The sequence below is a fragment of the Corynebacterium provencense genome (assembly GCA_900049755.1).
Taxonomy (GTDB): domain Bacteria; phylum Actinomycetota; class Actinomycetes; order Mycobacteriales; family Mycobacteriaceae; genus Corynebacterium; species Corynebacterium neomassiliense.
This window is the reverse complement of record LT160592.1, coordinates 13,682-37,808: the sequence shown is the minus strand read 5'-3', so window position 1 is coordinate 37,808 and position 24,127 is coordinate 13,682. Positions and strand designations below refer to the sequence as shown.

The 24,127-nt window shown below is 67.1% G+C and carries 23 protein-coding genes and 1 pseudogene; 10 read left to right on the top strand and 14 right to left on the bottom strand.

The genetic code is table 11. The features are described 5' to 3' along the window. Positions 1-3 precede the first annotated feature (3 nt). The 3 genes and pseudogenes from BN3906_RS00205 to BN3906_RS00195 all read right to left on the bottom strand — a co-directional run. Positions 4-525, bottom strand: a pseudogene (locus BN3906_RS00205) (PhoX family protein); the annotation flags it as partial. Between the two features lie 84 nt (positions 526-609). Then, positions 610-1,134, bottom strand: coding sequence for an alkylhydroperoxidase, AhpD family (gene ahpD / locus BN3906_RS00200; protein WP_066582852.1), 525 nt, complete (start codon positions 1,132-1,134; stop codon positions 610-612). Further along, a complete protein-coding gene (locus BN3906_RS00195) occupies positions 1,134-1,730 on the bottom strand; it encodes a peroxiredoxin (RefSeq protein WP_066582850.1) in 597 nt (198 codons plus the stop codon). Before BN3906_RS00195 ends, ahpD begins: the two co-directional genes overlap by 1 nt. Before the next feature lie 172 nt (positions 1,731-1,902). On the opposite strand from BN3906_RS00195, the gene BN3906_RS00190 reads away from it, so the two are divergent. Then, positions 1,903-2,874, top strand: a complete 972-nt coding sequence (locus BN3906_RS00190) for a hydrogen peroxide-inducible genes activator (RefSeq protein WP_066582848.1) — start codon at positions 1,903-1,905, stop codon at positions 2,872-2,874. On the opposite strand, the gene BN3906_RS00185 is transcribed toward BN3906_RS00190, so the two are convergent. Then, positions 2,861-5,449: a DEAD/DEAH box helicase gene (locus tag BN3906_RS00185; RefSeq protein ID WP_147592673.1), complete on the bottom strand. Its 2,589-nt coding sequence runs from the start codon at positions 5,447-5,449 to the stop codon at positions 2,861-2,863. The two genes, BN3906_RS00190 and BN3906_RS00185, sit on opposite strands and share 14 nt — an antisense overlap. A 121-nt stretch (positions 5,450-5,570) precedes the next feature. Continuing rightward, complete coding sequence (locus BN3906_RS00180) at positions 5,571-6,620, bottom strand: PAC2 family protein (protein ID WP_066582846.1); 1,050 nt, start codon at positions 6,618-6,620, stop codon at positions 5,571-5,573. A 179-nt stretch (positions 6,621-6,799) separates the two neighbouring features. On the opposite strand from BN3906_RS00180, the gene BN3906_RS00175 reads away from it, so the two are divergent. Continuing rightward, a complete protein-coding gene (locus tag BN3906_RS00175; protein ID WP_078056983.1) occupies positions 6,800-8,278 on the top strand; it encodes a DUF4192 family protein in 1,479 nt (492 codons plus the stop codon). Here the strand turns inward: BN3906_RS00175 and galE are convergent. From galE to BN3906_RS00145, 6 genes are all read right to left on the bottom strand, one after another. After that, positions 8,235-9,233 carry a UDP-glucose 4-epimerase GalE gene (galE, locus tag BN3906_RS00170; protein ID WP_066582842.1) on the bottom strand — a complete coding sequence of 333 codons (999 nt, stop codon included), beginning with the start codon at positions 9,231-9,233 and terminating at the stop codon, positions 8,235-8,237. The two genes, BN3906_RS00175 and galE, sit on opposite strands and share 44 nt — an antisense overlap. A gap of 1 nt (position 9,234) precedes the next feature. Beyond that, on the bottom strand, positions 9,235-9,927 hold the full coding sequence (locus BN3906_RS00165; protein WP_066582840.1) for an iron-dependent transcriptional repressor DtxR: 693 nt from the start codon (positions 9,925-9,927) through the stop codon (positions 9,235-9,237). 272 nt (positions 9,928-10,199) lie between these two features. After that, positions 10,200-11,249 carry a sigma-70 family RNA polymerase sigma factor gene (locus BN3906_RS00160; RefSeq protein WP_390620323.1) on the bottom strand — a complete coding sequence of 350 codons (1,050 nt, stop codon included), beginning with the start codon at positions 11,247-11,249 and terminating at the stop codon, positions 10,200-10,202. 469 nt (positions 11,250-11,718) lie between these two features. Then, positions 11,719-12,216, bottom strand: a complete 498-nt coding sequence (locus tag BN3906_RS00155) for a D-aminoacyl-tRNA deacylase (protein WP_066582838.1) — start codon at positions 12,214-12,216, stop codon at positions 11,719-11,721. Next, positions 12,213-13,949: a DUF7782 domain-containing protein gene (locus BN3906_RS00150; RefSeq protein ID WP_066582837.1), complete on the bottom strand. Its 1,737-nt coding sequence runs from the start codon at positions 13,947-13,949 to the stop codon at positions 12,213-12,215. The genes BN3906_RS00155 and BN3906_RS00150 overlap by 4 nt, the downstream gene beginning before the upstream one ends. Then, positions 13,946-14,542, bottom strand: coding sequence for a DUF3099 domain-containing protein (locus BN3906_RS00145; protein ID WP_078056982.1), 597 nt, complete (start codon positions 14,540-14,542; stop codon positions 13,946-13,948). Before BN3906_RS00145 ends, BN3906_RS00150 begins: the two co-directional genes overlap by 4 nt. Positions 14,543-14,612: 70 nt before the next feature. Here BN3906_RS00145 and BN3906_RS00140 point away from each other — a divergent pair, with 70 nt between their 5' ends. The 3 genes from BN3906_RS00140 to BN3906_RS00130 are packed head-to-tail and all read left to right on the top strand — an operon-like array spanning position 14,613 to position 17,029. After that, a complete protein-coding gene (locus tag BN3906_RS00140) occupies positions 14,613-14,855 on the top strand; it encodes a DUF3039 domain-containing protein (RefSeq protein ID WP_066585605.1) in 243 nt (80 codons plus the stop codon). Further along, complete coding sequence (locus BN3906_RS00135; protein WP_130839274.1) at positions 14,852-16,609, top strand: DEAD/DEAH box helicase; 1,758 nt, start codon at positions 14,852-14,854, stop codon at positions 16,607-16,609. The genes BN3906_RS00140 and BN3906_RS00135 overlap by 4 nt, the downstream gene beginning before the upstream one ends. 27 nt (positions 16,610-16,636) lie before the next feature. Beyond that, on the top strand, positions 16,637-17,029 hold the full coding sequence (locus tag BN3906_RS00130; RefSeq protein ID WP_066582835.1) for a hypothetical protein: 393 nt from the start codon (positions 16,637-16,639) through the stop codon (positions 17,027-17,029). A gap of 37 nt (positions 17,030-17,066) precedes the next feature. Here BN3906_RS00130 and BN3906_RS00125 read toward each other — a convergent pair whose 3' ends face one another. Both BN3906_RS00125 and ppgK read right to left on the bottom strand, forming a co-directional pair. Beyond that, positions 17,067-18,719, bottom strand: a complete 1,653-nt coding sequence (locus BN3906_RS00125) for an RNA polymerase sigma factor (protein WP_066582832.1) — start codon at positions 18,717-18,719, stop codon at positions 17,067-17,069. Positions 18,720-18,871: 152 nt separating this feature from the next. Continuing rightward, positions 18,872-19,657 carry a polyphosphate--glucose phosphotransferase gene (gene ppgK, locus BN3906_RS00120; RefSeq protein WP_066582830.1) on the bottom strand — a complete coding sequence of 262 codons (786 nt, stop codon included), beginning with the start codon at positions 19,655-19,657 and terminating at the stop codon, positions 18,872-18,874. Positions 19,658-19,738: 81 nt separating this feature from the next. Between ppgK and BN3906_RS00115 the strand changes: the two genes are divergently transcribed. Beyond that, a complete protein-coding gene (locus tag BN3906_RS00115; RefSeq protein WP_261796784.1) occupies positions 19,739-20,692 on the top strand; it encodes an inositol monophosphatase family protein in 954 nt (317 codons plus the stop codon). A 172-nt stretch (positions 20,693-20,864) separates the two neighbouring features. Further along, complete coding sequence (locus BN3906_RS00110; protein WP_066582828.1) at positions 20,865-21,164, top strand: DUF4193 domain-containing protein; 300 nt, start codon at positions 20,865-20,867, stop codon at positions 21,162-21,164. Between the two features lie 157 nt (positions 21,165-21,321). Here the strand turns inward: BN3906_RS00110 and BN3906_RS00105 are convergent, their stop codons facing one another. Then, entirely contained in the window at positions 21,322-21,864 is a 543-nt protein-coding gene (locus BN3906_RS00105) for a DUF3093 domain-containing protein (protein WP_078056981.1), read from the bottom strand. A gap of 83 nt (positions 21,865-21,947) precedes the next feature. Between BN3906_RS00105 and dut the strand changes: the two genes are divergently transcribed. From dut to BN3906_RS00090, 3 genes are all read left to right on the top strand, one after another. Beyond that, complete coding sequence (dut, locus tag BN3906_RS00100) at positions 21,948-22,406, top strand: dUTP diphosphatase (RefSeq protein ID WP_066582827.1); 459 nt, start codon at positions 21,948-21,950, stop codon at positions 22,404-22,406. Positions 22,407-22,567: 161 nt separating this feature from the next. Further along, the gene (locus tag BN3906_RS00095; protein WP_066582826.1) at positions 22,568-23,470 is read left to right on the top strand and encodes a DUF3710 domain-containing protein; all 903 of its coding nucleotides are present in this window, start codon (positions 22,568-22,570) and stop codon (positions 23,468-23,470) included. After that, complete coding sequence (locus BN3906_RS00090; protein WP_078056980.1) at positions 23,467-24,099, top strand: DUF3159 domain-containing protein; 633 nt, start codon at positions 23,467-23,469, stop codon at positions 24,097-24,099. The genes BN3906_RS00095 and BN3906_RS00090 overlap by 4 nt, the downstream gene beginning before the upstream one ends. The last annotated feature ends 28 nt before the right edge of the window (positions 24,100-24,127 follow it).

Below are 24,127 nucleotides of genomic sequence, written 5' to 3'. Positions count from 1 at the left end.
GGGTCAGTGGCCGATCGCGCCGTAGTCGTCTTTCCACACCACCACAGTGGACGGCCGTGCCAGTGAGTTTCCGCCGTCGGGCCAGTGTGACGTGGTGGATTCGACCGTCGCCTCCTCATCCTCCCCCGGGTGCTGGACATTGACCAGCACCCGCCGCTCCGTGACGACCGGCCCACAGGTCTCCGCACCTGCCGGTACGGTGAGGAACTGCTTGGTCAGGCCCCGCGCCGGTCCCTCGAGTGCGACCGCGAAGAGGCCGTCATTGGACTCCAGTGCGTTGCCGTCGGTGGACACCCACAGGTTTCCTCCGGGGTCGAAGGCCAGATTGTCCGGGCAGGATATGGGGGAGACGCTGGACTTGTCGAAACCTCCGAAGTAGGTCTCTGCGGCACCGGGGTCACCGCAGACCAGGAGAAGGTTCCAGGAGAATGACTCCCCGGCGTGGTCGTCGTCCATCTCGAGCACGTAGCCGTTCTTGTTCTCCTTGACCGGGGCGTACTCCATGGCAGGTTCGTCGTCCTTACCTGCTGTCAAGCAGGAGGTCCGGGCATGACAGAGGCCGGACACCATGGTGGTGTCCGGCCCGGTGGACCTGTGCAGGTCAGGAGGTCAGCTGGCGTCGGCGATCTGCAGTGCCTGTGCGACACCTGCGACGGTCGCGGCGATCTTGACTGCCTCGAAGACCTGCTCCTTGGTCAGTCCTTCTTCGCGGACGGTGTGCTCGTGTGCCACCGTGCAGTGCTCACATCCGTTAATGGTGGACACTGCCAGAGAGAAGAGCTCGAAGTCGGCCTTCTCGATACCCGGCTTGGAGATGACGTTCATCCGCAGGCCCATCCGGACCTGGGAGTAATCGTCGCCGAGCCAGCCGCGGGCACGGTAGGCGACATTGTTCATCGCCATGATGGACGCGGCGGCCAGTGCGGCGTTGTAGGCCTCGTCGGAGAGGTGGGTCTTCGCCTCCTCCGTGACCTCCGAGATGACCTGGTCGTTGCGGGTGGCTGCAGCGGTGGCGACGAAAGTGCCCCAGAGCTGCTGCTCGCTGAGCTCGGTGGAGCGCACCAGGGTGCCGAGGTTCAGCTTGAGGTCCTTGGCGTACTCCGGGAGGCCGGACTTCAGGTTGTCGACGGACATTACTTCAGAGCCTCCTGGACGACCTCGAGCTTGTCGATGTTCTTGGTGGGGTCGTTGGCCTGCCAGTTGCAGGCGCAGACCTCTTCGGACTGCAGGGCGTCGAGCACGCGGAGGACCTCGTCGACGTTACGGCCCACAGCGTCCGGGGTGACGGAGACGAACTGGATCACGTTGTCCGGGTCGACGATGAAGGTCGCGCGGTCGGCCACACCGGCGGCGTTCTCGACACCGAGTGCGCGGATGAGGTCGTGGCGGACGTCGGCGAACATCGGGAACGGGACCGTCTTCAGGTCCGGGTGGGTGGCGCGCCAGTTGAAGTGGGCGAACTCGTTGTCCGTGGAGCCGCCGAGGATCTGCGTGTCGCGGTCCTGGAAGTCCTCGTCAAGCTTGCCGAAGGCGGCGATCTCGGTGGGGCAGACGAAGGTGAAGTCCTTGGGGTAGAAGAAGATCACCTTCCACTTGCCCTGGTACTTGCCGAGGCTGACGGTCTCGAAGTAGTCGTCGGGGGACTGGGCGTTGGCTTCGTGGAGGTCGCCGCCCTTGAGGGCGGTGAGCTCGAACTCCGGGAACTTTTCACCGACGGTGAGGATGGACACGGTATTTGCCTCCTAAGGCGTAAGACGCTTGATCTTGAACCGCCTCCGATTATGCCACGGGACACCGCCTCATGCAAAGGCAAACCCGATATTTCACATGTTCGTAAATAAGAGGTGGCTATATGTTGGTGCGGATAGGTTGTCAGTTGCGGGGGAGGGTAACTTCATAGGTATGGCCAATAGAGAGTATCGCCCCACGGTCTCCCAGCTGCGCACTTTCGTCACCATCGCGGAGAACGGACACTTCGGGACCGCGGCACAGAAGCTCGGCATCTCCCAACCGTCGCTGTCACAGGCTCTCGCAGCACTCGAACAGGGGCTCGGGGTGCAACTCATTGAACGGTCCACCAGACGGGTGATCGTCACCCCCGTGGGCGTGACTCTCCTGCCCTACGCCCAGGCGACGCTCGACAGCCTGGAGGCGTTCGTCAGTCACGCCAGAGGAGCCCAGGGTGGTCTGGTCGGCCCGATGAACCTCGGCATGATCCCCACAGTCGCTCCCTTCCTGCTTCCCGCCCTGCTGAGACGAATGCCGGAGGTCGCCCCCGAACTCCAGCTCCGCATCGTCGAGGAGAAGACCGACAACCTCGTCGACTCTCTCCGCCACGGTGGCCTGGACGCTGCGGTCGTCGCCAGCCAGATCACCTCGTCGGGCACCGAGAGCATCCACGTCTACGACGAAGAATTTGTCCTCGTGGTGCCTGCGGGACACCCGTTGGCAGGACGCCGCGACCTGACCGTCGACGACCTTGACGGGCTCGACCTGCTCCTGCTCGATGACGGCCACTGTCTCCGGGACCAGATCCTCGACCTGTGCCGGACCGCTGCACTGCGCCGTGACCCCGCCCAGGCGGTGACCAGGGCAGCCAGCCTGTCGACGATCGTCCAGTGTGTCATCGGGGGGCTGGGCAGCACCCTCGTCCCGCTCAGTGCGGTGGCCGCCGAGTGCGACAGACCGGGACTGGAGCTGGCGACCTTCGCCGGTGGCGCGGCTGCTGCCGGCCGGTCAGTCTCACTGTGCTACCGGGCCAGTTCCAGCAGAACCGAAGACTTCAAGGTCATCGCGGACTGCCTCGGGAAGGCGTTCACCGACTCGGTGACGGAGAGTCGACGGATCCTCGAACGCCGACTCAGCCGCGTATGACCTCGAGGCTGCGCAGCCGTACCTCCCCGGCCTCGTCGGTGGCGTCCAGGTCGACTGTCCCCAGGAAGGCCCAGCCGTGGTCGCCGGCGGGATCATCGAGGATCTGCCGGACCGTGAGCGTGCGCGGCTCCGCACCTTCAGTGATGATGACCAGGTCACCGGAGCGTGCGGACTGTCCGGTGCCGAGGTCGTCGTACTCGTCGAACCAGGCGTCCAGCTCGGCGGGCCAGTCCGGCGCGAACTCCAGGTAACTGTCCAGTTCCGCAAGTTCCTCCTCCCGCTCGAGGGCGAACAGTTCCACATGCCGGAACATGTGGTTGCGCACCATCCGTCGCAGCGCCCGCGGATTCGACGACAGCCGGGGAGTCTCGCCCACACCGAAAGCGTGTTCGGCGACCTGTTCGGCGGACACGGGCGCGTCCGGGTCGGACATCGCCGCCCATTCGTCGACCAGTGACGAATCCACCTGGCGGAGCAGTTCACCGAGCCAGACGAGAATGTCCTCCAGCTCCTCCGACCTGTGTTCCGGGGGCACACTGTGGGTCAGGGTTCTCCACGCGTCCGTGAGGTAGCGCAGGACGACGCCTTCGGACCTGGCCAGTGAATAGGTCGCGACGAGGTCGGAGAACGTCATCGCCTTCTCGACCATCTCACGGAGCACGGACTTCGGTGAGATGCGGAAATCCCGGGCCCAGGGGTTTGTCCCGCAGAAGATCTCGTAGGCCTGCTCCAGCTCCTCCCTCAACGGCATGTCCCAGGTGATCTCCTCCACGATCGCGGTGCGCTCGGTGTAGTCCACCCCTTCGGCCTTGAGTGCAGCGATCTCCTCACCACGGCGGGCCCGTTGCTGGGCCTGGAGGATCTGGCCCGGGTCGTCGAGGATAGCCTCGAAGGTGCTGATCACGTCCAGGGTGTAGGTGGGGGACTCCGGGTCGAGCAGCTGGAGAGCTGCGAGGGCGAACGGAGACAACGGCTGGTTGAGGGCGAAGTCTCTCTGCAGGTCACGGGTCAGTCTGGCGTCCTTGCCTGACGGGGTGTCCGCCGGATACTCCTCGACGATGCCGGCCCTCAGCAGACCCCGGTAGAGGTCGACGGTCGTGAGTATCTCACGGTTCTGTTTCGCCCGTGTGTCGTGGTTGCCCCGCAGCAGGTCTCTGAGAGCCGCGTACGTCCACTGCTCGCGCGCGATGACGTTGATCAGCATCGCATTGGTCATGCGGAACTGACTGACCAGCTCTTCGGGCTCGGCGGTGGTCAGGCGGGTGAAAGTCGACTCCGACCAGGTCGCTCTCCCCTCGGGGGCGTGCTTCTTGCGCAGCTTCTTCAGCTTCTTCGGGTCGGTACCGGCCTTCTGGCGGAGACGGTAGTTCTCGATCTCGTGGTCGGGAGCCTCGACGATGACGGTGCCCTCGGTGTCGTAACCTGCACGTCCGGCACGCCCCGCGATCTGGTGGAACTCCCGTGACTTCAGGACCCGGTGGCGCACGCCGTCGTACTTCGCGAGTCCGGTGAGCAGCACCGTACGGATGGGGACGTTGATACCGACGCCGAGGGTGTCGGTGCCGCAGATCACAGTGAGCAGTCCCTGCTGGGCGAGGCGCTCGACCAGTCTCCGGTATTTCGGCAGCATGCCTGCATGGTGGACGCCGATTCCCTTGCGGATCAGGCCGGAGAGCGTCTTACCGAAAGCTGATGAGAACCGGAAGTCGCCGATCGCCGCCGCGATCGCGGCCTTTCGCTCTTTCGAACGGGTCCGGTCGCCCAGAAGGCTGAGACTGGTCAGCGACTGTGCCCGTTCGGCGGCCTCCCGCTGTGAGAAATGGACCAGGTACACGGGGGCTCTACCGTCGGCGAGAAGTTCCTCCACGGTCTCATGGACGGGAGTGTAGACATAGTGGAAGTCCAGGGGGACCGGCCGGGTGGAACTCGAGACAGTGGTACTGGTGCGGCCCGTCCGCTTCTCCAGGTCCTTCTCGAGCCAGGTCGTGTCCCCGAGGGTCGCGCTCATGAGGAGGAACTGTGCTCGGTGCAGCTCCAGCAGCGGCACCTGCCAGGCCCAGCCGCGGTCCGGCTCCGAGTAGTAGTGGAACTCGTCCATGACCACCTGGTCGATGTCGGCGTCCGCACCGTCACGCAGTGCGATGTTCGCCACGATTTCCGCGGTGGCGCAGATGATCGGAGCTCTGCCGTTGACTGTGGCGTCACCGGTCATCATCCCGACCTTGTCGGGCCCGAAGATCTCGCACAGGGAGAAGAATTTCTCGCTGACCAGAGCCTTGATCGGGGCCGTGTAGAAGGTTCTCTTCCCGTGCGCCAGGGCGATGAAGTGGGCCGCCGTGGCGACCAGGGACTTCCCCGACCCGGTGGGGGTGGCGAGAATCACGTTGTCCCCGGCGGCGAGCGCCGTGGCGGCCTCTTCCTGTGCGGGGTAGAGGGTGATGCTCCTGTCCCGGGCCCATCCCAGGAAGGACTCCAACGTCACATCGTCGAGCAGGGACTCCGGAACCTCCGCCAGATCCGGCAGCAGATCGGCGAGAGTGGCGGGAACGGTGGAGTCGGAGTTCACGGGGTTCACGGTCACCACCGTACAGTCAGGACAGGACAGCTTCCTCGGCCGTCCTTCGTGGGAGCGCTCCGGGGGGGGGAGGGAAGGGGAGGACGCCACACTCCGGCCCTTCCCCGATCGCCGACGTCTCTCAGGACCCGGAGCTGTCCCGCGGGCCGTCGCCTGCGTCGTCACCGTCGTCGCCGGAAGGCCTGTCGCCGTTGACGCCGTTGATGTCGGAGCCGTCGGCGTCCCCGTCCCCGGCTCCGTCCTCGTTTCCGTCACCGGCAATACCGGCGAGGAAACGTTCGAACTCCGCGCCAATCTCGTCACCGGATGGGACGTCCTGGCCGGGGGCAAGGAGACTGTTCTCCCGGCGCCGGCGCAGCCGTGCCATCTCGTTGTCGTACTGACGTTCCAGTGCGGCGACCACCGTGGCGATCTCACCGGACTCCTCGACCTGCTCCGCGAGCTGGCCCCGGACCTTCTCCATGTCGGCCTGCAGTGAACGCAACGGCAGCTGGAGACCCGCGACCTGTTCGACGGTGTGCAGCAGTGCCCAGGCGGACTCCGGGTAGTCGGAGGCGGCGATGTAGTGGGGGACATGGGCGGTCAGGCCCACGGCGTCCACACCGGCACGGCCCAGGGACAGTTCGATCCTGAGCGCCGCGGACCCCGGTATGATCATCCGTGCCTCCCACTGCTGGAGTTCGGCGACCAGCGCAGGATCGGAGGCGTGGGCGGAGATGACCAGCGGGCGGGTGTGCGGGACCGTCATGGGTGCCGAGTAGAGGGCGACTGCACGGTTCACACCGAGGTGCGAGCTCAGTTCGGTGACCGCCCTGCTGAACGCGTTCCACCTCAGGTCCGGTTCAGGGCCTTCGAGGAGGAGGAAGGGTTCACCGGCGGAATCTTCGAGCCGGTGCAGGGTCAGCGACAGGTCCTCCGAGGAGGTCAGCCTGCTTCTGTCGATGGTGACACCGGGACGCCGCGAGCGGTAGTCGATCAGCTCGTCGACGTCGAAGGTCGCCACCGGCCTGTGCTCCAGCGCCTGCAGGAGGTGCTGGGAGGCCTGGTAGACGCCCTGCCCTGCGTCGGCGTAGCCCTGGAGGGCGATGATGAGCGGTACTCCGCCGGCAGCCTCGTCCCGGGCGCCGGGTGCGGGGTACTCAAGCTCGTACATGCGGTTGTTCTCGGACATTGTCCGCTGCTCCTTTCGCTCGGTTACCGTCGGCGGTCACCCGGCGGTTGTGCCGGTGATGGCCCGCCAAGCGTACCAACCTCAGTCCTCAGTCCACAGGAACCCGATTGTCCACAGGGCCCTGCGGGAATGCAGCGGCGCCGGAGAAAAGGGGCCTGTCGGTCGGGGATGATCGCCCCATGACCTACACATCTGACAACAGAAACGACGCGGATGCTATTCCACCTCGTCCGCCCGGCGCCGGTGGACGCCCCGCCAGGAACATCGACCTCGGGGGCGACAGCGGGGCACTGCTTGCCGCGGTACCCGGCATGCTCGGATTTCGGCCGGAGAACTCGATGATATTCCTGGGGCTGAGCCGACCACAGGGGGACGCCGGGGACACCCCGGAGCGTTGCGGGAGTTCATCGGAGGTGGGGCCGGTGATCCGGGCGGACCTCACTGAAGAATCGGTCCTGTCGGCGACCGTGGCCCTGGAACGTGCAAACCGGGGGCGGTCGGAGTGCGGGGTCGTCATCGCGGTCGTCGGTGGGGACGCCGGACCGCTCGTCGACGCTGCGGCGGAGAGGTTCAGGGAGGCGGGGATCCGGGTCGTCGCGGGGTTCGTCGCCACCGACCTGTGCGCGGGGGCACTGTGGTGGGAGATACCTCTCGACGGGGCCGGGAACGGGGCAGCCTGCTCGCCTGGACGGGGGACAGGGGGAAGGCTCCCGGATCCGGCTGACAGCCCGACTGTCGGTGACGGCCGGTCCCGGGTTCCGGGACAGCAGGAGTTCAACGAGCAGCTGGATACACGGGAGATTCCGGTGACACTGGTGGACAGACTCCCGGCCAGCTGGGTCGACGAACCCCGCTGGGAGGAGTTCCCGGCGGACACCTCCGGCTACCGTGACATCGCCGGTCTGTGTTCTCTTGTCGATGATCTCGGTGAGCTTCTCGAGCAACACTGCAGCGACCGGACGCCGAAAAGAGGTACGCACCGCGGGGCACAGCGGGGTCAGGGGCGGAAGCAGGCAGCCCCGGGGGCGGAAGCAGGCGGGACCGGGGCCGGGGTGACTGACCGGGAAAACCCGGGGGAGGCCGTGGCGGAACAGATCGGATGTGTCGTGAGCCTGCTGGAGACTGAGGGTGTCGCGACGTTCGTTGCCGCGGCATGTGACCGCGACGACATGTATCCGGTGTTCGCGGTTCTGGCGGCAGGGCCGCGCGGAGCGGCGGTGAGAACTCTCCTCACCGTCACCGCGGGGCTTTCCCGGGGGCTGCTGCGACAGCGTGCGCTGGCTCTGCTCGCCGTCGCAGCGTGGTGCAGTTCGGGTGGAGTGCTGGCACACCGTGCGTCACACAGGGCGGTCGCCGAGATCACGGGCCGTTACCGGTACCGGTGGATGACCGGACGGGGCAAAGATCTGCGGCACGGTCTGAGGCGGGCTGAGCGGACCCTGGCGCTGGCGGGGCCGGTCATGGAGGCGGCGGAGAGGGGCGGTCCGTCCCCTGTGGTGTCCCAGATGCTGGACAGGGGTATCGAACTCGTTGACCGGGCAGCGTCCAGGTGCCCGGGACGCGCGCTGGAGGAGCTGGCGGGTGTGCTCGATCGTGTCCTCGACCGTCAGGAGGTCAACGACGTGCGAAATGAGCTCGATCGCCGAGTGCGGAGGTGAACGCCCATGCGTCTGAGACGATCGTGGTGATATCGGATCTGGTGGGATTCCAGCCCAGTTCCGAGACTGCCCGGGCGGAGGAGGCGATCAGGGTCGCGGGGTCTCCGCCACGTCGCGGGGCAACCTCAGCAGGAATGGGACGGCCTGTCACTTCGCGGCACGTGTCGACGACCTGGCGGACGCTGAAGCCGTCACCGGACCCGAGATTGAAGATCCGGTGCACCCCGGGGATGTTCGAGGAAGCAGCAAGAAGATGTGCATCTGCCAGGTCGCGGATGTGGATGTAGTCACGCACACAGGTGCCGTCAGCGGTGGGCCAGTCGTCGCCGAAAATCAGGATCTTGTCACGGGCACCGAGGGCCACCTGGAGCACCAGGGGAATCAGGTGGGTCTCCACGGCACGGTTCTCACCGACACTGCCGTAGGCCCCGGCAACATTGAAATAGCGCAGACTGGTGGCGCCCAGTCCGTAGGCGTTCGCGTACGAGGTGATGATGTTGTCGATCGTCAGCTTCGAGGCACCGTAGGGGTTCGTCGGAGCGGTGGGGGCATCCTCTGTGATGGGAACAGTCTCCGGCTCTCCGTAGCACGCCGCAGTCGAGGAGAAGACCAGGTTGTCCACCCCCGCCGCCCTCATCAGGTCAAGCAGACGCAACGTAGTGACGACATTGCCCGACCAGTACTTCGCGGGGGAGACCACCGATTCGCCGACGAGGGACTTCGCCGCGAAGTGGAAGACGGCGGCACAGTCGTCAGCAAGCACACCCGGCGCGGCGTCCAGGACGTCGCCCTCGATGAACTCCGCGGCAGGCGGTACAGCCTCACGGTTACCGGTCGACAGATCATCGACCACGGTCACCCGGTACCCTTTCTCCACCAGGACCGTGGCACAGACACTGCCGACATAGCCGGCGCCACCTGTGACAAGAACATGAGCTCCGCTGCTCAACGGCATGTCAGTTCAGGCCTTCCTCGACGATGACCCGGATAGCGTGACCGAGTTCGTCAGGGACCGTCACCGTACCCGCCTCCGAGGTGATGGACAGCCCGTCAGGGGTGTCCTGCACGGTCACGACAGATCCGGGACGGATACCGTACTGGCCGAGACGGGTGATGATCTTGCGCTCGACCTGGACGATCTCGTTGAAGCTCACGATCCGCACCGTGGTCGGGGTGCTCAGATCCAGATCAGAGGCGCGGTGAGAGTTCGGGGGATTCTGGACGGAAGCCGCACCGATCTTCTCGAGCCCGGGAACAGGATTTCCGAACGGCGAGGTCTCGTGGTCGGAGAGGACGTTGAGCAGCTTCTTCTCCACCTCGTCGCCCATGACGTGCTCCCACCGGCACGCCTCCTCGTGCACGGACTCCCAGGGAAGTCCGATCACGTCGAGCAGCAGACGTTCTGCCAGGCGGTGCTTACGCATGACCGAAGTCGCATGGGCCCGGCCTTCCTCGGTCAACTTGAGGGAACGGTCGTCGGCGATCCAGAGCAGACCGTCACGCTCCATCCGGGCAACAGTCTGACTGACCGTCGGTCCGGACTGCTCCAGCCGCTCGGCGATGCGCGCACGCAGCGGCGGGATGCCCTCCTCCTCCAGTTCGAAGATGGTCCGGAGGTACATCTCAGTGGTATCGACGAGATCCTTCACTCGACAACGGCCTTTCTCTGATAGTCGTACTGACTAGAACTGGCGATCACCCATAAGGTACACGGTTCAGGGGCGTCACCGGCGTCACCGGTGCCGGGGAGGGACACCGCGGCGCAGAATTCCCCTGGTTTCCGTTGGCGTCCTTCCGTCAACGGAGACGCCACCGACGGGTGCACCGGTCCGGCACCGGCACCGGACAGGACGGAAATGTGGTCGGGACCGGGCTTGCCGGAAGGTCCCTGCGTCAAAACTACACCGTGTCTCCGCAGTCGCTACACCGCGTACTCACGGAGCTTGTCCGCACGCTCGCCCTCCCGCAGTTTCGCCATGACCTCCCGCTCGATCTGGCGCACCCGCTCACGGGAAAGCCCGAAACTCCTGCCGATCTGGTCGAGGGTCCGCGGCATGCCGTCGTCGAGACCGTAGCGCAGCTTGATGACGTCCTGCTCCCTCTCCTCGAGAGTGTCGAGCACCGCGCGGACATCGGAGTGACGCAGGGACGCCACCACCGCAGCCTCAGCGTCGGTAGAGTCCGAGTCCTCGATGAAGTCGCCCAGGGGAGCCTCCTCATCGGAGCCGACGGGCATGTCGAGACTCACCGGGTCACGGGACTGGCGCAGAAGAGTCTCGATCTTCGACTCGTCGATGCCGGACTCCTCGGCCAGTTCCTCGTTCGTGGCCTCTCTGCCGAGATGCTGGTACATCTCACGCTTGATTCGGGAGAGCTTGTTGACCTGCTCGACAAGGTGGACGGGCAGGCGGATGGTGCGCGACTGGTCCGCCATGCCCCGGGTGATCGCCTGACGGATCCACCACGTCGCGTAGGTCGAGAACTTGTACCCCTTGGCGTAGTCGAACTTCTCCATGGCGCGGATCAGGCCCAGGTTGCCCTCCTGGATCAGGTCCAGCAGCGGCATACCGCGGCCCGTGTAACGCTTGGCGAGCGAGACGACGAGGCGGAGGTTCGCCTCCAGCAGGTGCGTACGGGCGGCACGTCCCTCCCGGGCGAGGATCTTCAGGTCGCGCTTGCGTGCACGGGTGAGCTTCTCTCCGCTGTCGAGGAGGTGCTCGGCGTAGAGGCCCGCCTCGATGCGCTTGGACAGTTCGACCTCGTCCTCGGCGGTGAGCAGTGCAGTCTTGCCGATGCCGTTGAGGTAGACGCGGACGAGGTCGGCGGAGGGGTTGTCGTTGTTGCCACGTCGGCGACCCTTGTCCTGGGGTCGGGCGTCCTTCTCCTCCTCATCGGCTTCCTCGCTGTCGGCGTCCCCGTCATCGGTGTCTGCGGCGTCGACGGCGTCCACGACGGTGACGACCTCCACCACCCCGGGGTCCTCGGTGTCCTCGGCGCCCCCGGTGTCCGGGGTGCTCGTGGAAGTCGCACCGTCACCGGCGGGAATGTCGTCGACGCTGCTGTCATCGAGTTCGTCGATCTCGTTGACGGAACCGGGTACCGGGTCATCGGTCCGGTCGGTCTCCAGGATGTCGTTGTCGGCCGTGGTGGCGGCGTTCGGGGTACTGCTGTTACTCATGCGGGTGACCTCCTGGGTTCGTTGTCCGAAGCACTCATTCCTCCAACGGCCTGTCGTCCCGAATTGTTCCCGGGCCCACATTACCGGTGCCGGGTGAGGCGGTCCGACCCGCCGGGACACGTCCCTGCTGCTGCGTGTCCGCCACCCGGTGTGGTCAGGCCTTATCCTGTGACCTGTGGTGCGGGCGGGACTCTCCGGGGCCGCGCCGGCCCGCAGACTGACCCATCCCCTGAACGGGGGTGGGGGTGGGGGAGAGTTCTGCTCAAGCCTCGACAACGACGGTAAAGGGGCCCTCGTTGACGGACTCGACGGACATCTCCGCGCCGAACCGGCCGGTGGCGACCCGGACACCGCGGGCCCGCAGCTCCCGGACACCGCGGGCCCGCAGCTCAGCCACGACGGTGTCGACGGCGACCTCCGCCTCGGCGGCCGGTGCGGCACCGGACCATGAAGGACGCCGTCCCTTCACCGTGGAACCGGCGAGGGTGAACTGGCTGACCACAAGGACCGCGGCGTCATTGTCCGTCACCGACACATTCCTCGGGTCGGACCAGGATCCTCCCCGGGGAGGCAGCAGGCGCAGCTCGGCGATCTTGCGGGCCACGGTCGACCACTTCTCCGGACCGTCACCACGCCCCACCCCGACAAGCGCCAGCAGGGCCCCGCGGAACTCGCCGTCGACCTCGGCGTCGACCTGCCCGACCGTTTCGCCGTCCACGGTCACCCGGGCGCTGGAGACCGTGCTCACCACAGCCCTCACCGTGTGCTCCCTCCGTCTGTGGCGTCACGGTCGTCACGGTCGTCAAGGTCGTCGCTGTCGACCGGCTCGTCGAGCAGGTCAGCGGGCAGGAGGATGCCGTGTCTGACCAGGTCGACCGCGAGCGGGCACAGAGCGGAGGTGAACTCGTCCTCGTCCAACCCGTTGACCGCACAGTACAGTCCCGCCGTGTCGCCGAGACTCAGGCCGCGGGGATTGAGGCCGGCCACCACCGCGGACAGGGGCGCGTCGATCTCGTGGCTGAACCGTGGCCCGTCCGTACGGGTCAGGCGCAGTGCGACAGTGCGGAATCCCATGCCGGACGGGTCCGGGAGTTCCACTGTCTCCCTGGCGACGGTCGGACGTACCGCGTACCTGGCGGCGAGAACATCCCCGGCGTCCCTGTCGGACAGCCACGCCGACCGCCGGAACCATTCGGTGACCTCCCCGCCGAAGTAGCCGGGATCGGGGGTGGTGATCTCTTCGAATGTCACCTCGGTCGGTCCGTCGATTCTCTGCAGGTGCAGGTAGCCCATCCCGATTCGGGTGATCCCCCGGAGGTCGAACATATCCAGCCAGTCCAGGGTCCTCTGCCGGCCGGCCGGGGTACGAAGGTCCACGGACTCGTCGGTCAACCAGGTCCGGACGTAGGTCTCCGGATCGACCTCGTCGCGCTGGATGACCCAGGCGCGTATACCCTCGTCCGGAAGCCAGGACGCCACCCGTGACGCCGGCGACCGGTCGAACCCGGTGGCCCAGGCCCCGAGGAGGTGTGCGGTACCACCGGGGCAGAGGTGCTCGGCGGCTCCCGAGGTGACCAGTCGGCTGGCGCCGTCGAGTTCCATCCCGGAGTCCCGGTAGATGTGTCCGACTGTCCCGTCACCGATGACGAACGGAGGGTTGGAGACGATACGGTCGAACTTCTCGTCCCTGACGGGGTCGAACCAGCTTCCGGCACGCCAGTCGACAGGACTCCTTGCCCCGGTATGTGACCCGGAACGACTTTCAGGCCGTCCCGCGTCACGTCTCAGGACACTGCGTTCGGAGGCGCGCGCGAAGTCCAGTGCCCGTTCGTGGATGTCGGTGGCCACGACGGTGTCGGCCGGCAGGGTCAGTGCCAGCACCCCCGACCCGGTACCGAGGTCGAGAAGTTTCCCGGCACGGTCCGGCGGTACCTGGTTGAGCAGCGTCAGAGGGGCCCTGCCCACTCCTGGTACATGCTCGGGGCCGGGAATTCTGACGTCCAGGGAGGCGTCCGGGTCGGAGGCGATGAGGACGCCCTGATCCGGGGCGAACTCACTGTCGACCGGTCGGATGTCCACGGTGGGGACCAGGAGGGGGTCCGGGTGGCCTGCAGGGTCCGGGTCGGGCGCGGTGACCGGCTCCGCGGCGGACAGGACGAGAACCCGGGCGGTGCAGAGCCGGTCGACGAGTTCTGCCCCCAGCACGGAGACGAGCCGGCTGCGGGTCACCGGCCGGCGGAGGAAGAACGCCTCGGTCAGCAGCGTCGCGCGTGACGGAACCTGGTCAGGGGTGGCCTGCGGGCCGCTGCCCGTCATCTGTCGGAGGCGGCGAAGCGCCGCGGCCGGGTTGCCCCGCAGGGTCTCACGCCACCCCACGGCGCCGAGGACCGAAAGGATGCTGTCTTTCCTGTAACCCAGAGCGGTCAGAGCTGTGACGAGGTCACCGAGAGCGGGATCACCCGGGTCGGCGCACCAGGTTCGGGGATCGGTCATGCGTGGCGGTCCTCCAGGTGGTCGGTCGTTGTCCCCTCCGGGGCGGCGGATGCCGGTCCGGGGCCGGGGACTGTTTCGGGTGCTGTCTCGGGCACCGGTTCGGGTCCGTCTTTCCGGGGCGGGTCGTCGACGATGTCGATCACCGCGTGACCCCCGGTGTCACCGGAACCGGTGTGACCGTCGGTGAGGCTCCGTCGGCCGGCCGTCCCGTTGTCGGTGAGTGCCTGCATCTGACGCGCCCGCTGCTCCCTGACGAGACCGGGCTTGTAGATCTTCGGCGTGCCTCTGGGCTCGGTGTCCCCCGGGTCATTGGCCAGCAGTACCGCGATCCACGGCAGTGGAAGCGAGATCACCGCCACGAACGCGGCCAGCACGGGGTTGTGGAGCCATCCGTAGATCGCCACGGCGGCGATGAACAGGGGGATACGCGCCAGCTGCAGGCCGGCGTACAGGTGCCGCCTGTGCCGCCAGTCTGCGAGTCTGGAACGTCTGGCGGAGGTGATCACCACCGTGTCTCCGGAGGTGTGACGCCGTCGCCGTCGCGCCCCTCCGCGCCCGGGACGGTGTCGGGCTTCCTGGTCCTCCTGTGGCATGGCGTCCACCGTAGTCCCCGGTGGGGCGGCCGGGTGGAAATGGGGCGGGGTGAGGGGCATTATTGACTCCGTGACTACTCCCGGAACATCAACGATTGAACGCCCCGACGTCCGGACGGACGAGAAGACCTCCGACGACACACCGAAGTTCTTCCACTACGTCAAGAAGGACCAGATCGTGGATTCCGCGGTGAACGGCCGGATGGTCGTCGCACTGTGCGGGGAGACTTTTCCGGTGACCAAGCAGGCCAAGCCAGGGTCTCCGGTGTGCCCGGACTGTGAGCGTATCTACCAGGGGCTCCGTAAGAAGTGACCTCAGTCTCGTCAGGGGCCCCGACGGTCCTTCCCGGGGGTCTGCGCGCCTGGCAGCGGGAGGCCCTGCAGAAGTACCTGGACACCGCGCCCCGGGACTTCCTCGCTGTGGCAACCCCCGGTGCGGGCAAGACGACCTTCGCCCTGACGTTGGCGCGGATCCTTCTGGACCGTCACGACGTCGAACGGGTCGTGATCGTCGTGCCCACCGAACACCTGAAGTCGCAGTGGGCCGCCTCGGCGGCCAGGCTCGGCATCGCGGTAGACCCCGACTTCACGAACTCGTCGCCGGTCAACCCGGCCTACGACGGTGTCGCGGTCACCTATGCCCAGGTGGGCATGAAGCCGACGAAGCACTACCAGGTCGCCACTGCACGAAAGACCCTGGTCATCCTCGACGAGATCCACCACGCCGGGGACGCGAAAAGCTGGGGTGAGGGAGTCCGTTTCGCCTATGACCAGGCAGCACGTCGTCTCGCCCTGACCGGTACCCCTTTCCGGTCCGACGACTCGCCCATCCCGTTCATCCTCTACCGGGAGATCGACGGCGCCCTCGTCTCCCAGGCCGACTACACCTACGGCTACTCCGAGGCACTTCGTGACGGTGTGGTCCGTCCGGTGGTCTTCCTCGCCTACTCGGGGAACACCAGGTGGCGTGACTCCGCAGGTGAGGAGTACGAGGCGCGGCTGGGGGAGCCGCTGAACGCCGAGCAGACGGCGAGGGCGTGGAAGACAGCGCTGGACCCGAGGGGGGAGTGGATCCCTGCTGTCCTTGCGGGGGCGCACACCCGGCTGCTCCAGCTGCGCCGGTCCATCCCGGACGCCGGTGGTCTGGTCATCGCCTCGGACACGACCACCGCGAGGGCGTACGCCTCGATCCTGGAGCGTGTCAGCGGTTCCCCGGTGACCGTCGTACTCTCGGACGAGGCCGGGGCAGGGGACCGCATCCGGCAGTTCTCGGACAGTACGGACCTGTGGATGGTGGCCGTGCGCATGGTGTCCGAGGGGGTGGACGTTCCCCGGCTGGCGGTCGGTGTGTACGCGACCTCGGCGTCCACGCCCCTGTTCTTCGCCCAGGCGGTGGGCCGCTTCGTGCGTTCGCGGCGCAGGGGTGAGTCCGCCAGCGTGTTCCTCCCCAGTGTCCCGGTCCTGCTGGATCTGGCGTCGAACATGGAGCGGCAGCGCAACCATGTGCTCGGTCAGCCCGACCGGCCGAATGAGGGCTGGGACGATGAACTGCTCGTCCAGGCCAACCGCGAGGAGAATGAACCTGACGAACAGAAGAGCTACGAGTCCATCGGGGCGGAGGCGGAGCTCGACAGCCTCATCTTCGAAGGGTCGAGCTACGGTACCGCCACGCTGGCAGGATCGGCGGAGGAGCAGGACTACCTGGGGCTTCCGGGGTTGCTCGACGCCGACCAGATGAAGACTCTCCTGCGGGCGCGCCAGTCCGAACAGCTCGACGCCAGGGCCCGGGAGGACGCCGCGCGCAGGGAACGCGAGGCCCGGCAGGGCGGGGGAGAGGCTTCGGGGGCGGACGCCCACCGGGGCAGAGTCGAAGGCAGAGTCGCCAGCGAGGAGCTGCCTGCACTACGCAAGAAACTCAACTCCCTTGTCGCCGCGAAGTCGGCGCGGACAGGTCGTCCCCACGGTGCGATCCACAATGACGTCCGCCGGAACTGCGGCGGCCCCCCGACGGCTCTGTGCACGGCCCAGCAGCTGCGCGACCGCATCGCCTACCTGCGCGACTGGTGACCTTCACCGGTCCGCTAGTCTGGGGGCATGCCCGCGTCTGACAGTGCCGGCCGCCGCCGGAGGAACAGTCCCGTCGAACCGGTCCGCCCCCCGCAGCGGCCCCTCCGGCAGCCCCCGCAGCGGCAGAGCCGTCTGGGGCTGGTGGCGCTGGTTCTCGCGGTGATGTCACTGCCTGCGGCATTGATGCCGGTACTGGGTGTGGTGATCGCCGTTGTGGTGCTGCTCGTCGGCCTGGTGGCCCTGGTCAGGGCGGTGCGCGTGGAGGACATCAGCTGGACCTATCCGGCGATTGCGGTGGTCGTCGCGGTGCTCGCGCTCGGAGCCTCCACCATGGTGACGAATGCCGCCCAGGACCGTATCCGCGACTGCGGGGCGACGACGGCGGAGCAGGCGGAGAACTGCCTTCGCGACAACAGCTGAAGGTCAGGCTGACCGCCGGGGGCGGGCACGGTGACCGTCAGTCGAGGTAGTCGCGCAGTACCTGGGACCGGGAGGGGTGACGCAGCTTGGACATGGTCTTCGACTCGATCTGGCGGATACGCTCCCGTGTCACGCCGTAGACCTGACCGATCTCGTCGAGGGTCCGCGGCATGCCGTCGGTCAGCCCGAAGCGGAGTTTCACGACCCCGGCCTCCCTGTCGGACAGGGTGTGAAGGACATCCTGCAGCTGGTCCTGGAGCAGGGTGAAACTCACGGCGTCGACCGCCACGACGGCCTCCGAGTCTTCGATGAAGTCGCCGAGCTGGCTGTCGCCCTCGTCACCGATGGTCTGGTCGAGTGAGATCGGCTCGCGGGCGTACTGCTGGATCTCCAGCACCTTGTCCTCGGTGATGTCCATCTCCTTGGCAAGTTCCTCGGGAGTGGGCTCGCGTCCGAGGTCCTGGAGAAGCTCACGCTGGATCCTGCCGAGCTTGTTGATGACCTCCACCATGTGGACCGGAATCCTGATCGTGCGGGCCTGGTCCGCCATTGCGCGGGTGATGGCCTGACGGATCCACCAGGTCGCGTAGGTGGAGAACTTGTAGCCCTTGGTGTAGTCGAACTTCTCCACCGCGCGGATCAGCCCGAGGTTGCCTTCCTGAATCAGGTCCAGGAACGCCATGCCGCGTCCGGTGTAGCGCTTGGCGAGCGAGACGACGAGGCGGAGGTTCGCCTCGAGCAGGTGGTTCTTCGCCTTCCTGCCGTCACGGTCGATCTCCCGCAGGTCCCGTCGCTGCATCGGGGAGATCTTCTCACCGCTCTCCTTGAGCTGCTCCATCTTGTAGGAGGCGTAGAGACCCGCTTCGATACGTTTGGCCAGTGACACCTCCTGCTCGGCGTTGAGCAGTGCGACCTTGCCGATCTGCTTCAGGTAGGCGCGGACCGAGTCCGCCGATGCGGTGAGCTCGGCGTCCTTGCGGGCCTGTCGCAGGGCGGCGGACTCGTCCTCGTCCCAGACGAAGCTGCCGTCGGCGGCGGCCTTGGCGTCCGGATCGTCGTCGGTGTCGTCGTCCCCGGCGACAGTGGTGTCCCCGTCAACGTCCCCGTCGACGTCCTCGTCAACGTCGATGTCGTCGACCGTGAGATCGTCATCCTCGATGTCGTCGGCGAGATCCTCGTCGTCGATGTCGGTGATGTCCTCGATGTCGTCGAAGTCGCTGTCAGGGGAGTCGGTGGCGTTGATCTTCTCCTCGGTGATGTCCCCGGGTGCCCCGGCATTCTCCGCCGCCGCCGCAGACTTCCCTGCGGTGGATTTTGCGGCCGCTGTCTTCTTCGCGGCGGTCTTCCTGGCCGTGGTCTTCTTCGCCGCTGTCTTCTTGGCGGCGGTCTTCCTGGCCGTGGTCTTCTTCGCGGCAGTTTTCTTGGCCGCTGTCTTCCTGGTGGTGGTCTTCTTCGGGGTGGTTCCCGCGGCTGCGGAAGTTCCGGCAGCTTCCCCGGTGGAGTCCGTGGACTCCGTGGCTGAATGAGCGGCCGCAGGTGCCGGGTGTACGGCTGCCGGCGCGGCTGCCCTGCGAGTCCCGGTCCGGGCGGCCTTTCTCGCCGCCGTCTTCTTCGCGACCTTGCGTACCGGGGCACGGTCCGGTGAGGAACCGCTGTCGGAGCCGGGGGTGGGGGAGGTGTTGACCGCCACGGAAGACCTTTCTTACGGGGACGGGGACAGGAAACTGACGAGGTTACAGGGGGTTGCGTGCACGGCCGGGACCACAGGGGGAACCCGCGGCCCTGCTGAAACCGCGATCGACCCCCTATTATAACCCAGTGTCGCTGAGGTAACGGCAGGTGTCAGGGGCGGATGCCGTCACGCACCGCCCCGGCCGCGCCGACGATGCCGGCCCGGTTGCGGAGTGCGGCGGGAATCACCTCGACGTCGACCGTCAGGTGGGGACCCCATTTCTCGAACTTCCGGGAAACTCCGCCACCGACGAGGATACGCTGCGGGTTCAGGATGCGCCGGTACTCCTCCAGCACACGGTCGACCCGTCCGGCCCACCGGCGGTAACTCAGGTCCTCCCTGTCCTTGACCGCTGAGGACGCCCAGTGTTCGGCGTCCACCGGGTCTGAACCGGTACCGGCGAAGGTGAGGTGCCCGAGCTCGGTGTTCGGGTACAGGGTTCCGTTGACCAGCAGTGCAGAACCGATGCCCGTACCGAAGGTCAGCAGCAGGACAGCGCCCTCACCTGCGCGCGGGTCACCGTAGGTGGCCTCGGCGAGGCCCGCGGCGTCCGCGTCGTTGAGAACCGCCACCTCCCGGGGGACGCCGCCGACGGCGAGACGGCCGGAGAACAGCGCCGCACAGTCCGTACCGATCCAGGAGGGGTCGATGTTCGCCGCTGTCCGCGCAATCTGGTCCTGCACCACCGAGGGCACGGTGATACCGACCGGTCCGGTCCACCCGGCCCGGTCGAGCAGGTCGGCGACGATGTCCGCGACGGCGTCGGGGGTGGCGGGCTGCGGGGTGGGGATCTTGATCCGTTCGCCGATGAACTCTCCGGTGTCGAGGTCGACGCGGGCCCCTTTGATACCGCTTCCGCCGATGTCGACGCCGAAACCAGTGTTCCCAGATGTCATGGTCCGAGATGCTACCGGACAACACCCTGGCGCGTCCGGCCCCGTCGGTCCGTGCGGGCAGGTGTCGCACCGTGAGGGGCAGTGGGGCACGATGGTGGCGTGCAGATCACCGAGGAGTTCCCCGACCATGTCCTGCTGACCCCGGCGACCACGGCGACGCCTCAGCCCGGTTACCGGGACGCCGCGGGTGGACGGACCCCGGAGCAGCTCGCGCGGACGGCGGTGTCGGCGGCGGCTTCCGCCGCCCGGCACGTCAGATCGACGAGGGGAGCGGTGGCAGGGGAAGACGGTCGGGTTCCCGTGGCGTCCACCAAGAGTTCGCAGGTCGACCCGGTCACCGCGGTCGACCGTTCCAGTGAGGCGCTGATCCGCGGGCTGCTGGAGCAGTCAGCCCCGGGTGACGCCGTGCTCGGGGAAGAGGGCGGGGAACGTGCCGGTGGGGGCGGGGTCACCTGGGTCGTCGATCCGGTCGACGGGACGGTGAACTTCATCTACGGCCTCCCGGCGGTGGCGGTCAGTGTCGCGGCCGTGGTCGACGGTGAACCGGTTGCCGCTGCTGTCGCCGATGTCTTCCGGGCGAGGGTGTATTCGGCGTGGACGGGTGGACCTGCCGTGGTGGCCGGAGAGCGGTCGGCCACGGCGTCCTCACTCCCGGGTCCGGACCTCGGACTCGCCGACATGTCGCGGGCACTGGTGGCCACAGGTTTCTCCTACCGGGCGGAGCGACGGACCAGGCAGGCGGAACTGCTGGGCCGGCTTCTTCCCGGAATCCGGGACATCCGCCGGGCAGGGTCGGCGGCGCTGGACCTGTGCGCGGTGGCGTCGGGAGGAGTGGACGCCTACTACGAGCACGGGCTGGGCCCCTGGGACCACGCCGCCGGGGCCCTCATTGCGGCGAGATCCGGTGCATGGGTGTGTATGCCTCGCCTGACCGCCGGTTACGCCGAAGGTGTGGGGGTACTTGCGGCGTCCCCCGGGGTTTTCAGCGAACTTGCAGGTCATGTACTTGATACGGCGATGCCGTACACAGGATGAGGGGGCATTGTGCGGGGGTGAGGCAACGGTGAGGTGACAACCGGACCGAGCTGTTTTAGTATGCGCGGGACAACCCCGCCGGTCGCGTGCTGAACAGCCCGTATTCGCCGGTGGGTGCACACGACACCACTACAGGATCCATGCCCGTTTCCGGGACTCAGGAGGCAGTACCATGGCGACCGACTACGACACCCCGCGGATCCGTCCGGAGGATGAGATCGAGACCGATTCCCTCGAAGGTCTCAAGGCGGCGGAGAAGGCGGAACCGATAATCGACGACACCGACGACGGGGAGGTCGTGGAGCCGCTGGACATCCCTATGGCGGACCTCTCCGGTGAGGAACTCAGCGGTGAGGTGATCCCGCGGCAGAACGACGAGTTCACCTGTTCGGTGTGCTTCCTCGTCCAGCACCGTAACCGGATCGCCGAGGACGACGGCGAGGGCGGCTACGTCTGCGTCGACTGCGCCTGAGCGCCGGTGGCGGCAGGACCTGAACACTGTGACCTGACCTGAGGTCTCCGGTGGAGAAGATGAGGGGGCAGGGGGTGTTCCGCTGTCCCACCGGAACTCCGGACCAGCTTCCTACCGCCTGCCTAGCGGGTCCACTCCACGTGGACGCCCCGGCGGATCACTCGACCGGGGCGCCGAACGCCCCGAGGAGTTCCTCGGGCTCTGAGGTGGACACCAGCCAGTACGGGGTGGGGTCGTCAGGGTCGTCGAGAATCAGCATCGCCATCGCCGGAATCCATGTCCGGTGGACCACATAGGCTGCGGGGTCGAGCTGTCTGCCCATGGCCGCCTGTCTGGCCGTCGGGGGTACGGCGACAGTGCGTGAGACCGCCGACCGGGGCAGTGACGCCTCCCCGACATGAAGCCAGACTTCACCGGTGTCGTCGCGTTCGACGGTGATGCGGTTGCGGGAGAGGTGGATGAGACTCCACACCACCGCGGCCAGGGCGATGACGCCGATGATGACGCCCCAGTACCATTCCCGCTTCATCTGCCCCTGCCATCCCAGCAGTGCGGCTACGCCGATGCCGATCAGCCACCAGGACAGGGGAACAGGCTGCCGTTCGGAATAGAGGACCGCGGGAGCGGTGGCCCTGTTGCCGGAGGGCTCCTGTGCAGGTTCCGGGGCCACGTCATCTCCTGTCGGTTCGGCGTCGTTCACAACCACACAGTGTAGCCCGACGGTGACCTCCGACCACAGCCAGCCTGTCCGGCCCGGGAGGGGCTGGCGGTAGACTGCCGGATATGACAGAGACCCCCGACGCCCCGTTGCGCGTCCTCCGCCTCGACCGGGAGCTTCCTCTCCCGCGACGTGCCCACCCCACTGACGCCGGAATTGACCTCTACAGTGCACAGACCCTGGTGCTGGAACCGGGTCGTCGGGCACTGGTGGGCACCGGACTGGCGGTCGCGCTGCCGGTGGGCACCGTCGGACTGGTGCACCCGCGCAGCGGGCTGGCGTGGAAGCACGGACTGTCGATCGTCAACGCCCCCGGCACCGTGGACGCGGACTACCGTGGGGAGATAAAGGTCTGTCTGGTCAACACGGATCCGGAGACGCCCGTGACCGTCACCCGTGGTGACCGCATCGCCCAGCTCCTGGTCCAGCAGGTCAGCCTCTGTGAGGTGGAGGAGGTCTCCGACCCCGCCGACCTCGGTGAGACCGTCCGCGGTGCCGGTGGCTACGGCTCCACAGGCTCCTGACCGGCACGGGCGGGAGGGACAGGATGGACGGGAAGGATGCGGCCCCGGCGGGACACCGTCGGGCAGAGTTTTCTTCCGCACGGTCCCGCCGACGGCCCCGTACCGACCGCACACCACAGACAGCCACCACCATCCCGACGAACAGGAGTTGACCGACCACCATGTGGCCTTTCGGAAAGAAGAAGGACGCGGCGAAGAACGCCACGTCGGCAGACCGTCCCGGAGACATGACCGTATCCCCTGACAGTTCCGCGAACGCGGACGCCACCGCTGCGTCCGCCTCCCCGACGACGGGGGAGGACACCGGCGGGAACGGTGCAGTGTCCACGGTGACCGGTACGGACGGTGGCGTCTACGATCCCGTGGGTGGCAGCTTCGGGCCCTTCGACGGAGATTCCGTCGACTACCGGGAGTTCGACTTCTCCGACTTCGCGAAGGGTGGACTGGACCTCGGTTCCATGCTCGTCCCGGTACCGCACACCGCGGAGGTGCAGGTGGAGATGGGGGCGGACGGTCCGCGTCAGATCCACATCCTCACCCCCCACGGCCGCATCACCCCGGCCGCATTCGCGGCGCCCCGCAGCGGCGGTCAGTGGGAGGCGGACATCGACGAGTTCGCCGAGGGCATGACCCGGGACGGTCTGGTGGTCACCCGGCGTCGCAATGACTGGGGTGAGGAGCTTGTCGGTACTGTCGGGGAGGGTGTGGTCCGGGTCATCGGCGTGGACGGCCCCCGGTGGATGCTGAGGATGACTCTGGCGGGTCCCGCGGCGTCCTCGGATGAACTGGCGGAACTGTCCTACGAGGTGATTTCACGCACATTCGTCAACCGGGGCAGTGAACCGGTCCCGGCGGGTAGTGCACTGCCGGTCCGTATCCCGACGGCGATGGCCGAGGAACTCCGCCGGGCGGTGCAGAACCGTGCAGCCCAGCCGGGGCAGCCGACCCAGACTCCCCGGCAGACAGGTCCAGGGAACGGACAGGACGGTGCGGCACAGCCCGGCACACCTGCCCGCCGCCGCTCCGGCGGAACCGTCGGGCAGCAGATGGGGGAGTCCGAGTGACACAGCGGGAAACTCCGAGCATCCTCGACCAGCTCGGTGGGCTCTCCGGCATGATCTCGACCGTGATTCCGGTCCTGGTCCTCGTGCCGGTCAACTCACGCTGGGGGCTCGGACCCGCACTCATCGCCGCCGTCGCCACCGCCGCGGTCATCTTCGTGTGGCGTCTCGCACGGCGGGAGACACTGATGCCGGCGGTGTCCGGTCTGCTGGGAGTGGGCCTGTGCGCGGTGATCGCGTGGCTCACCGGCGACGCGAAAGGCTACTTCGCCTACGGAATCTGGTACTCACTGGTCGCCGGAGTGGTGTTCACACTCTCCACCCTGGTGCGCTGGCCCCTGGTGGGGGTCATCTGGCACGGGATCAACGGCCAACCCCAGCGGTGGCGGAGTAGCCGGACCGGCATCCGGGCCTACACGGTGGCCACCCTGGCCTGGGCGCTCGTCTTCTTCGCCAGATTCATCGTCCAGCAGTGGCTGTACAACCAGGACGACTCGGTCGGCGCGCTCGGCGTCACACGGATCGTCATGGGCCTTCCGCTGACAGCGGTGGTGGTGCTCGTCACCGTGTGGGCGGTACGTACCGCCGGGCGGGCCGAGCGTGCCGGAGACGTGTGTCCTATACCCTGCTAGATGTGGACAAGAGACAGGGAGGTGACCG

Excerpts from the sequence above, each read along its gene's own strand:
- ahpD (WP_066582852.1), bottom strand. The coding sequence starts at position 1,134 with ATGTCCGTCGACAACCTGAAGTCCGGCCTCCCGGAGTACGCCAAGGAC.
- BN3906_RS00190 (WP_066582848.1), top strand. The coding sequence starts at position 1,903 with ATGGCCAATAGAGAGTATCGCCCCACGGTCTCCCAGCTGCGCACTTTC.
- BN3906_RS00180 (WP_066582846.1), bottom strand. The coding sequence starts at position 6,620 with ATGTCCGAGAACAACCGCATGTACGAGCTTGAGTACCCCGCACCCGGC.
- BN3906_RS00175 (WP_078056983.1), top strand. The coding sequence starts at position 6,800 with ATGACCTACACATCTGACAACAGAAACGACGCGGATGCTATTCCACCT.
- galE (WP_066582842.1), bottom strand. The coding sequence starts at position 9,233 with ATGCCGTTGAGCAGCGGAGCTCATGTTCTTGTCACAGGTGGCGCCGGC.
- BN3906_RS00150 (WP_066582837.1), bottom strand. The coding sequence starts at position 13,949 with ATGACCGATCCCCGAACCTGGTGCGCCGACCCGGGTGATCCCGCTCTC.
- BN3906_RS00145 (WP_078056982.1), bottom strand. The coding sequence starts at position 14,542 with ATGCCACAGGAGGACCAGGAAGCCCGACACCGTCCCGGGCGCGGAGGG.
- BN3906_RS00130 (WP_066582835.1), top strand. The coding sequence starts at position 16,637 with ATGCCCGCGTCTGACAGTGCCGGCCGCCGCCGGAGGAACAGTCCCGTC.
- ppgK (WP_066582830.1), bottom strand. The coding sequence starts at position 19,657 with ATGACATCTGGGAACACTGGTTTCGGCGTCGACATCGGCGGAAGCGGT.
- BN3906_RS00110 (WP_066582828.1), top strand. The coding sequence starts at position 20,865 with ATGGCGACCGACTACGACACCCCGCGGATCCGTCCGGAGGATGAGATC.
- dut (WP_066582827.1), top strand. The coding sequence starts at position 21,948 with ATGACAGAGACCCCCGACGCCCCGTTGCGCGTCCTCCGCCTCGACCGG.
- BN3906_RS00095 (WP_066582826.1), top strand. The coding sequence starts at position 22,568 with ATGTGGCCTTTCGGAAAGAAGAAGGACGCGGCGAAGAACGCCACGTCG.